Origin of the sequence: Flavivirga rizhaonensis, from assembly GCF_004791695.1 — a bacterium.
GTDB classification, from domain to species: domain Bacteria; phylum Bacteroidota; class Bacteroidia; order Flavobacteriales; family Flavobacteriaceae; genus Flavivirga; species Flavivirga rizhaonensis.
Genome location: NZ_SRSO01000003.1, coordinates 207012 through 217537, shown reverse-complemented (window position 1 = coordinate 217537; position 10526 = coordinate 207012). Strand labels below are relative to the sequence as shown.

Below are 10526 nucleotides of genomic sequence, written 5' to 3'. Positions count from 1 at the left end.
CATTTACAGGGCTATTTAGATGAAATCGCTTTCAAGTTCAACAATAAGGGAAAGGATTTGTTCAACCTGCTTATCTGTAAAATAATTCAAGGAAGAAATGAAATTGCCACTTTATAGGAAATCGCCCCTCGAAGAGAGCGAGTAGTGAAAGCCCGACCCTTGTGGTAGCGCCCAAACAGATTATTTTTTAGCAAGAGACTTATCGTAATGCATGAAAAAGTTAATCCAAATATTCCTGGAAAGCCTAAGAATAATAGGCATGCACACAATTAAAGTCGCTATAATCGATGTAAATACAATATGAATACTTGCATTAAAAACAAAAAATGAAATAACAAAAGCAACTGTAGCAAATGCAATCCCAACAGGGTAGCTAACATACATAGAACCGTAAAAAAAAGAAGGTTCTATTTTATATTTTGTTTTACAATTACTGCAATGTTCATGCATACTTAATGCCTCAGAAAGTATATAAGGATTTTTGTTTTTAAACATAGATTCTTCATGGCACTTCGGACAAGTACCAGTTAGAATGCTATATAATTTTGTTCCTTTTTTAAACATATATAATGTATTTTTGCAAGCTGAATGGAAAAATCTAATACTCGATTATACATTGGAATTTCTATTTAGATTGTTTAAGTCGCAAAACTGGAACAAAAATAAGTTTTAATAATTAAAGTGCTGCAATATAAGTTACATATCTATGATGAACATTCATAATTTATCGATTTCATTTCAAGGGGAATACCTGTTTGAAGATATTACATTTAAACTAGGTAATGGAGATAGAATAGGTCTTATTGGGAAAAATGGAGCAGGTAAATCTACGATGCTTAAAATTTTGTCAAAAGAGATGGAACCAGATACGGGGCAAATTGCAGCAGATAAAGAACTGAAAATTGGATTTTTAAAACAAGATATTGATTTTGTTTTAGGAAGAACGGTACTTGAAGAAGCTTACCAAGCTTTTACTGAAATTAAAGAATTAGAGGCTAAAATGGCCGGTATTAACACCCAGTTAGCCGAACGTACCGATTACGAAAGTGAAGGTTATAACCAGTTAATGATCGATATTAATGAGATTCAGCATCAATATGAAATTTTAGGAGGTTATAATTATCAAGGTGATACTGAAAAAATTCTACAGGGATTAGGGTTTAAACGATCAGATTTTAATAAGCTCTCAGATACCTTTTCAGGAGGTTGGCGCATGCGAATAGAATTAGCTAAATTATTACTTCAAAATAATGACATTCTTTTATTAGATGAACCTACTAACCACTTAGATATAGAATCTATTATCTGGTTAGAAGGATTTTTAAAGAATTATCCAGGGGCAGTAGTTATTGTATCGCATGATAAGATGTTTTTAGATAATGTTACTAATAGAACAATAGAGATTTCTTTAGGAAGAATTTATGACTATCCTAAACCTTACACAAAGTACTTAGTGCTACGAGAAGAGTTAAGAATACAACAATTAGCATCTCAAAAAAATCAACAAAAACAAATAGAGCAAACAGAAAAGCTTATTGAGAAGTTTCGTGCTAAAGCATCAAAAGCAACGATGGCACAATCGCTTATTAAAAAGCTTGATAAAATTGATAGAATAGAAGTTGATGAGGATGATAATAGTGTGATGACACTTAATTTTCCAGTGTCTATAACACCAGGAAAAGTGGTGGTAGAAACCGAAGATGTCTCAAAAAACTATGGAGATAATCAAGTTCTTAAGAACATAAATTTACTTATAGAGCGAGATAGTAAAACAGCTTTTGTTGGGCAAAATGGACAAGGAAAATCAACATTAGCGAAGATTATAGTAGGAGATATAAAGCATGATGGGCATTTAAAATTGGGACACAATGTACAGATAGGATATTTTGCCCAAAACCAAGCGGAGTATTTAAATGGCAATAAAACCGTTTTAGATACTATGATTGATGCTGCTAACGAAACGAATAGAAGTAAAGTACGAGATATTTTAGGTTCTTTTTTATTTCGTGGCGATGAAGTTGAAAAATACGTACGTGTACTCTCTGGAGGCGAACGCAATCGTTTAGCATTAGCAAAATTAATGTTACAGCCGTTCAATGTTTTAATAATGGATGAGCCTACTAACCACCTAGACATTAAATCTAAAAACGTATTAAAGGAAGCCTTAAAACGATTTGAAGGGACTTTAATTTTGGTATCACACGATAGGGATTTTCTTCAAGATCTAACCAACTTGGTATACGAGTTTAAAGATCATAAAATAAAGGAGTATTTAGGTGATATAGATTATTATTTGGAGCAACGAAAAGTTGAAAATCTTCGCGAAGTTGAAAAAAGAACTATTGTTAAGGAGCTACCTAAAGAAAAAGAGAAGAAGCACCAATCATACGAAGACCAGAAAAAATTAAAATCGTTAAATAATAGACTGAGTAATGTCGAAGCTAAAATCAATCAATTAGAACGCGATATAAAAGCTATCGACTTAGAGCTTGAAATTAATTACGAGGCTGTGACTTCTAAACCAAGTTTTTTTGATGATTATCAAAAAATGAAAACAGATTTACAAGAATTTATGGAGAAATGGGAGGGCATTCAGTTAGAAATTGAGCAGTTTTCAGACTAATATTTGTTAAAATTTAATGTATTTCATCGAATAAAATAGTTTTTCGTCGATATTTATTCTAATTTCGTGAGTGAATTAATCCCAAATTTACTCGAAACATGAAAACTTTAAAACTTTTAGTAATATGCTTGTTTGTAACGGCTTATTCTTTTGCTAATGTTTCCTCAACAGAGAAAGATGCATTAATTGCTATATACAACACGACCAAGGGAGCTGAGTGGAGTGCTACTTGGGATTTAGAAAGTCCTATAGATACTTGGTATGGTATAAAAGTAGAAGATAATAAAGTAGTTGAAATTAGTTTACAATTCAATAATCTTCAAGGAGAGCTACCAGAAGAAATAGGTAACTTAATACATGTAAAAAGGCTTAACTTAGGTTTTAACAAATTAACAGGAAAGTTACCATCGAGCTTGAAGAACTTAAAAGAATTAACATCTTTAGAATTATTTATGAATAATTTTGAAGGAGAAATTCCTCCAGAACTTGGGGAATTAAAAAAGTTAGAAGCTTTAAAGCTTTACAGTAATAAATTTGCTGGTAATATTCCAGATTCATTAATGAGTTTAACTAACTTAAAAGAACTTTTATTAGGAAGTAATTATTTAACAGGTAACATTCCAAGAGAAATATTTGCTTTATCTAAGTTGCAAAAGTTAAGCCTTATGGATAATAAAATGGACGGTGAGATTCCAGTTGAAATAGCACAATTAACGAATTTAGAAGAATTATTATTGTCTACAAACCAATTTACTGGAGACTTACCAATGGAGTTAATGAACTTAACTAAGTTAAATACCATGATGGTAAGTGATAATAATTTAAATCAAGAATATATTAGCGTTTCTGGTAAAAACCCACCAAGTTTAGTGCATTTAGAAATGCAAAACGCTACAGCAACTATGGACATTGAAAAAGAATAATTATATTTAATCAAATATTATTTGCTAAAAAAGTCAACAAATATTGTTGACTTTTTTAGTTCAATATCAAGACTATTGCTTGTTTCTTTTGAAAATATAACGTGTTATAAAAATACCTTTGCCATCACTTTTACCAGCATCACTTTCTACTGCACTGGTTACAAAAGCTAATTCCCAACCCTCTTCTATCATTGTATTGATTTTGGAAGTTATTAAGGCATCGTTAGCAGCAATGTTCTGAAAACGAATTCCTCCCATGTTGTAAAAGTTTAACAATTTTGTTTCGTCAAAATCTTTAACTCTTATGTCTCCACGTTTAGATTTATTACGAGTATTGTCTTCTTCAGTTTGTGTGCTAGTATATGCTTTATAATCTTTTTCTTCGTTAGCACTGATAATTCTGGAACGCCCAAAACCATTAGGAACAATAGACTCGACACTAGTAACAACCTTATACTCTACTTGAGCATTGGTGTCTATAAAAGAGAATAACGCAATAGTAAAAACTAAAAGTAATTTTTTCATAATAGAGGTGTTTTTTAAATTAATAATTACAAGATTAAACAATATCTATACCAAAAAAAAGATTTTTAATTTTACATTTGGAGAAATATGACAGGACTCGTTTACAAATCTACAGGAAGTTGGTATACGGTTAAAACCGATTTAGGCCACATTTACGAATGTCGTATAAAAGGGAAATTCCGTATAAAAGGCATTAAAAGTACAAACCCTATAGCGGTTGGTGATATGGTGGATTTTGAACTTGAAAGCAATAATAATCAAGAGTCCGGTATCATACATAAGATTCACGATAGATCAAATTATATTGTTAGGAAATCGGTTAATTTATCGAAGCAGACGCATATTATTGCTGCTAATTTAGATCAGGTTTTTTTAATGATTACCATTAACAATCCGCCAACATTAACGAGCTTTATCGATCGATTTTTAGTAACAGCTAATGCATATTCTATAAAAACAGTATTGTTGTTTAATAAAGTAGATACTTATGATGAAGAAACGCTTCTGGAAGTTAAATACCTTGCACATGTTTACAGGAAGATAGGATATGAATGTATAGGTGTTTCAGCTAAAACTGGCAAAAACGTAGATAAGGTAAAAGGACTAATGAGAGGGAAGGTTAGTATGTTTTCCGGACATTCTGGGGTTGGTAAATCTACACTTGTAAATGCCATTGAACCGGCTTTAAACATTAAGACAAAAGAAATTTCAACACAGCACATGCAAGGGCAACACACAACAACCTTTGCAGAAATGTTCGACTTAAGTTTTGGAGCAAAAATTATTGATACACCAGGAATAAAAGGTTTTGGAGTGGTAGATATGGATAAGGAAGAAGTTGGTGATTATTTCCCAGAAATATTTGAATTGAAACAAGACTGTAAATTTAATAATTGTTTGCACTTACAAGAGCCCAAGTGTGCTGTTAAAAAGGCATTGGATAATGATGAGATAGCATTTTCGCGCTACAGAAGTTATTTGCAAATTATTGAAGGAGAAGATGAGCATTACAGAACTGATAATTGGGAATAATCACCATTGTCCTTCGGACATTTCCCCAAAAGGGAAAAATAAATATGAACCAAATAGTTCCCTTTCCAAAGGAAAGGGTTAGGGATAGGAATATGAAAGCGGTAATTCAAAGAGTGTCAAAAGCAAGCGTCACTATAGAAGGGAAAAAAGTAGCGTCTATTTCAACAGGGCTTATGGTTCTTATAGGTATTGTTAATGAAGATACAACAGAGGATATTAAATGGTTGACTAACAAAATAGTGAATCTTCGTGTTTTTGGTGATGAAAACAATATCATGAATACCTCTTTATTAGATGTTAATGGTGATGCTATTGTGGTAAGTCAATTTACTTTACATGCTTCTACAAAAAAAGGCAATAGGCCAAGTTATATTAAAGCGGCAAAACCAGATATTGCTATTCCACTTTATAAAAGTTTTGTAAAACAGTTAGAAAATAACCTAGGTAAAAATGTACAAACAGGACAATTTGGAGCCGATATGAAAGTGGAATTACTTAACGACGGACCAGTAACAATAATAATCGATTCTAAAAACAAAGAATAATGGCATCGATATTTGGGCATGGTGTGGTTGGTTTTACATTAGCTAAAATCATTGATAAGCACAATGCAAAATGGCTTATAGTATGTGCTGTATTTTCAACCATTCTTCCAGATTTTGATGTTATAGGTTTTAGATTTGGTATACCTTACGAGCATCCCATGGGACATCGGGGATTTTTACATTCCATATTGTTTTCGATTATATGGGCCTTTGTTTTAATGATCACTCTGGGTAGAAAAAATAAAGGCGTCTGGTTTTTGGTTATTCTTTTATCAACCCTTTCACATGGTATTTTAGATGCTATGACATCAGGTGGGATGGGTGTTGGATTTTTAATTCCATTTGATAACAGTCGTTTTTTCTTCTCTTTTCGAGGTATAAAAGTATCACCCCTTAGTATAAAAGATTTTTTTTCAGAATGGGGAATAAAAGTGCTATTTAGCGAGTTTAAATATATTTTTATCCCATCTTTTCTTATATTGTTTGTTAGATTTTTAATTTATCGAACGAAAGGCTTTTTGGATGATAAAAACTGAGCTTTCTCATATAATAATCAGTCTGATACAAATACCTTTGACTTATAAAGACATATAAAATATGATTATAAAAATATATATGAGTATTCTTATTTTACTCATTACTTTATCAGTTACTTCTCAAGAAAATTTATATACTAGTTACACAATTCCAGCAAACCTTAAAGAAAAAGCTAATGCGGTTATCCGATCTGATGATGTGCATATTTCGTTAAAATCATCAAGCGAAATGTATATTACCAAGAAAAGGATTGTTACTGTGTTTAATAAAGGAGGAAATGATGATGTAGATGCTTACGTGTACTACGATAATAATGTTAAAATTAAAACTTTAGAGGCGCTGGTTTTTGATAATTTTGGTAATGAAATTAAAAAGATTAAGAAGAACAGTTTTAAAGATGTTAGCGCTGTTGATGGCGGTACATTATATTCAGACTCTAGGGTTAAATATTTAGAATATACACCTATTGAGTATCCATATACAATTGAATTTACCAGTGAAGTTGTAAATAATAATACGGCGTTTATTCACTCCTTTATACCAATTAATGGGTATTATGTAAGTGTTGAAAAAAGTACTTATACTATAGAATTTCCAGAAGATATTATAATTAGAACAAAAGAAAAGAACTTTGAAACTTTAGATTTACAAAAAGAAACGCTTCCTGGAAAAATTAAATATGAAGTAAAAAACATCCAAGCTGTTAAACCAGAGGAATATAGTCCTGCATATGTTAATATGTCTCCCAAGGTTTTAGTCGCTTCAAAACAATTTACATTAGAAGGTGTACATACACAGGTCGAAAATTGGAATGATTTTGGTAAATGGATGTATCACGATTTAATAAAAAACACGTATGATCTGCCTGCAAGTACCATTAATATGATACAGGACTTAGTAAAAGATGAACCAAATGATGTTGCAAAAGCAAAGAAAATATATCAATATGTACAAGATAAAACACGTTATATAAGTGTACAAGTGGGAATTGGAGGGTGGAAACCTTTTAATGCTTCAGAAGTAGATAAATTAGGTTATGGAGATTGTAAAGCCTTAACAAATTACACGATGTCACTTTTAAAAGCAGCTGGAGTTAAATCTAATTACACTGTAGTATATGCGGGTAAATCTCAAAGAAGTTTAGAGAAAGATTTTGCTGCTATGCAAGGAAACCATGTTATTCTAAATATTCCACAAGAAGATAAAGAAGACATCTGGTTGGAATGCACAAGTCAAAAATTACCTTTTGGTTTTATTGGCGATTTTACAGACGATAGAGATGTATTAGTTATAACACCAGAAGGAGGCAAAATCCAACACACAAAAAAATACAAAACGGAAGAAAGTGTCCAGCAAATAAAAGGGAATTATTCGATTTCAAATAACGGGGCTATTGAAGCTAAAGTTAATATTAATTCTAAAGGCATACAATATGATGATAAATATTGGTTAGAAACCGAAACGGAAAGAGACCTCGATAAACATTATAAAAAACGATGGGGCTATATTAATACTATTAAAATTAGTAGTATGCACATCACTAATAATAAAGAAACTATTGAGTTTGTTGAAGATGTTAGTTTTCAAGCAACCAACTACTCTAAAAAAATAGGAGACAGAATGTTACTTACGCTAAATGCTTTAAATAGAAATACAGATATACCAGACCGTTACAGAAATAGAAAACACCCTCTTAAAATAAGAAGAGGATTTAAAGATATTGATGAGGTTGAAATTAAATTACCACAAGATTATAAAGTAGAATCTAAGCCCAATAATAAAACCATTGAAAATAAATTTGGGAGTTATAAATCAGAAGTAGCTGTTAAAGACGAAAGTACACTTGTATATAAAAGAGAATTTACAATAAACGATGGTGAGTTCCCTAAAGAAGATTATGAGGCATTTAGGGCTTTTTACAAAGAAGTGAATAAACAAGACAACGCAAAAGTAGCATTAATTAAAAAATGATTAAATGAAAATCACAACGATTTTATTTAGCTTATGCTTTACAATAACAGCATTTGCACAAGATTATAAATTTGGAAAAATATCTAAAGAAGAGTTGGAAGAAAAATTTAACCCACTAGATTCTTCGGCAAGTGCAACATATTTGTACAAGAATAGAAGAACCTTTTTTCAATATAAGCAAGGAGAAGGGTTTAGTTTAATAACAGAAATACACGAACGAATAAAAATATATAATCAAGAAGGTTTCGATTATGCTACCGAACAAGTGAATTTACACAAAAGTGGAAGTGATAATGAAGAGGTAAATAATATAAAAGCCTATACTTATAATTTGTTAGAAGGCAAAGTAGAAGAAACTAAGCTGACAAAAGATGGTATTTTTAAAACTGAAAAATCTAAATATTTTGATGAAGTAAAATTTACTATGCCAAATATTAAAGAGGGTAGTGTTGTTGAGTTTAGATATAGAATTTCATCACCTTTTTATTGGAATGTAGATGATTTTGATTTTCAGTATGATATTCCGGTAAAAAAACTAGATGCTAAATTTGAGGTACCTGAGTATTTTGTTTTTAAAACGAATGTTAAAGGGTTTTTGCCAATAACTCCTAAAACAGAAAAGGAAAACGATAAAATTACTTTTACAAGTAAAACGAGGTCTGGTGGCAATCTGAATGGCGCTGTAAGAACAACATTTAACTCATCAGATGTAGAATTTACTAAGAGCATATCATCATATCATCTTAAAGATATACCAGCATTAAAAGAAGAACCTTATGTAAATAGTATAAATAATTATAGGTCGTCTATAAAATATGAGTTGTCTTACACAAAATTTCCGCAGTCTACTGTTAATTACTATTCGACAACTTGGGAAGATGTGGTAAAAACAATTTATAAGAGTTCTAACTTTGGAGGCGAATTAAATAAAACAAGCTACTATAAAGATGAGTTAGATGCTATAGTTGGCTCTATATCTGGACCAATGGAACGTGTAGCTCTAATTTTTGATTTTGTCAAATCTAGGATAAAGTGGAATGGGTACTATGGTAAATATACTAGTGGAGGCGTTAAAAAAGCATTCAAAGATCAAGTAGGAAATGTTGCAGAGATAAATTTAATGTTAACGTCTATGTTAAAATATGCAGGTTTAAATGCCTATCCGGTTTTAGTAAGCACAAGGAGAAATGGTATTCCGTTATTTCCAACAAGAGAAGGCTATAATTATGTTGTTAGTTATGTTAAACTTTCAGATGGGTATATTCTTCTAGATGCTACTAATAAATATAGTGTTCCTAATGTTTTACCATTTAGAACATTAAATTGGCAGGGGCGGGTAATCTCAGATAAAGGAGGATCTACATTAGTAGATTTATACCCCAAAGAAAAATCAAAGAATAATATTTTTATGATGGTCACTTTAAATGAAGATGGGAGTATAAAAGGTGGCTGTAGAAATATTAAAACAAGTCATAATGCTTTGAGATACAGAGAACGTTATAATAATGTTAATAAAGAAGATTTTATAGAGAAATTAGAAAACAAACATGGTGGCTTAGAGGTTTCAGAATTTAAAGTAACAAACGAGTTAAATTTGTCGAAACCAGTCAAGGAGTCTTTTAAATTCATAAAAGAAAGTCAAGCAGATATTATAGGAGATAAAATATATTTTTCACCAATGTTTTTTTTAAAAACAGCAGAGAATCCCTTTAAATTAGAAAATAGGGAATTTCCTGTTGATTTTGGATATCCTTCCGCTTCCAGATATCAAATTACAATAAGTTTGCCTGAAGGGTATAAGGCAGAGTCGGTTCCAGAATCAGTAGCTTATAGTATGCCAGATAATTTAGGATTATTTAAATTTAATATAATAAATAGAGGAACCTCAATTCAGCTGTTAGTAGATGAAAATATTAATCAATCGATTATTTTACCTATGTACTACGATGCTTTAAAAGAGTATTTTAAACAAATTATTGAAAAAGAAAACGAACAAATAGTATTAACTAGAATATAATGGATATTAAAAACGCACAAAAAATAGTTGATAATTGGATAAATAAACATGGTGTTCGCTATTTTAATGAACTTACTAATATGGCTCAACTTACTGAGGAGGTAGGCGAAGTAGCTCGCATTATTGCAAGGCGTTATGGGGAACAAAGTGAAAAAGAAAGTGATAAAGATAAAGACCTAGGAGAAGAGTTGGCAGATGTTTTATTTGTGGTCTTATGTTTAGCAAACCAAACGGGTGTTGATTTACAAAAAGCATTTGACAAAAGAATGGAGAAGAAAGCAAAACGAGACCATGATAGGCACCATAATAACGAAAAATTAAAGTAAATTTGCAGCTTGTTTAAAAGAGAATCA

The 10526-nt window shown here is 31.0% G+C and carries 10 protein-coding genes; 8 read left to right on the top strand and 2 right to left on the bottom strand.

Annotated features, from left to right (window positions below; translation table 11 throughout):
• Nucleotides 1-180 precede the first annotated feature (180 nt).
• Nucleotides 181-564, bottom strand: coding sequence for a DUF983 domain-containing protein (locus EM932_RS03700; RefSeq protein WP_135875610.1), 384 nt, complete (start codon nt 562-564; stop codon nt 181-183).
• Nucleotides 565-706: 142 nt separating this feature from the next.
• Between EM932_RS03700 and abc-f the strand changes: the two genes are divergently transcribed.
• Both abc-f and EM932_RS03690 read left to right on the top strand, forming a co-directional pair.
• Nucleotides 707-2623, top strand: coding sequence for a ribosomal protection-like ABC-F family protein (gene abc-f, locus EM932_RS03695; RefSeq protein WP_135875608.1), 1917 nt, complete (start codon nt 707-709; stop codon nt 2621-2623).
• A gap of 98 nt (nt 2624-2721) precedes the next feature.
• Nucleotides 2722-3546: a Two component regulator three Y domain protein gene (locus tag EM932_RS03690; RefSeq protein ID WP_135875606.1), complete on the top strand. Its 825-nt coding sequence runs from the start codon at nt 2722-2724 to the stop codon at nt 3544-3546.
• A 72-nt stretch (nt 3547-3618) separates the two neighbouring features.
• Here EM932_RS03690 and EM932_RS03685 read toward each other — a convergent pair whose 3' ends face one another.
• Nucleotides 3619-4071 carry a hypothetical protein gene (locus EM932_RS03685; RefSeq protein ID WP_135875604.1) on the bottom strand — a complete coding sequence of 151 codons (453 nt, stop codon included), beginning with the start codon at nt 4069-4071 and terminating at the stop codon, nt 3619-3621.
• An 87-nt stretch (nt 4072-4158) separates the two neighbouring features.
• Here EM932_RS03685 and rsgA point away from each other — a divergent pair, with 87 nt between their 5' ends.
• From rsgA to EM932_RS03655, 6 genes are all read left to right on the top strand, one after another.
• Complete coding sequence (gene rsgA, locus EM932_RS03680) at nt 4159-5103, top strand: ribosome small subunit-dependent GTPase A (RefSeq protein WP_135875602.1); 945 nt, start codon at nt 4159-4161, stop codon at nt 5101-5103.
• Between the two features lie 92 nt (nt 5104-5195).
• Nucleotides 5196-5648: a D-aminoacyl-tRNA deacylase gene (gene dtd, locus EM932_RS03675; RefSeq protein ID WP_135875628.1), complete on the top strand. Its 453-nt coding sequence runs from the start codon at nt 5196-5198 to the stop codon at nt 5646-5648.
• A complete protein-coding gene (locus EM932_RS03670) occupies nt 5648-6184 on the top strand; it encodes a metal-dependent hydrolase (protein WP_135875600.1) in 537 nt (178 codons plus the stop codon). Before dtd ends, EM932_RS03670 begins: the two co-directional genes overlap by 1 nt.
• A gap of 61 nt (nt 6185-6245) precedes the next feature.
• Nucleotides 6246-8156 (top strand): DUF3857 domain-containing protein, encoded by a 1911-nt coding sequence (locus tag EM932_RS03665; RefSeq protein WP_135875598.1) that lies wholly within the window; start codon nt 6246-6248, stop codon nt 8154-8156.
• A 4-nt stretch (nt 8157-8160) separates the two neighbouring features.
• Entirely contained in the window at nt 8161-10173 is a 2013-nt protein-coding gene (locus EM932_RS03660) for a DUF3857 domain-containing protein (protein ID WP_135875596.1), read from the top strand.
• The gene (locus tag EM932_RS03655; protein ID WP_135875594.1) at nt 10173-10499 is read left to right on the top strand and encodes a nucleotide pyrophosphohydrolase; all 327 of its coding nucleotides are present in this window, start codon (nt 10173-10175) and stop codon (nt 10497-10499) included. The genes EM932_RS03660 and EM932_RS03655 overlap by 1 nt, the downstream gene beginning before the upstream one ends.
• Nucleotides 10500-10526: the final 27 nt, after the last annotated feature.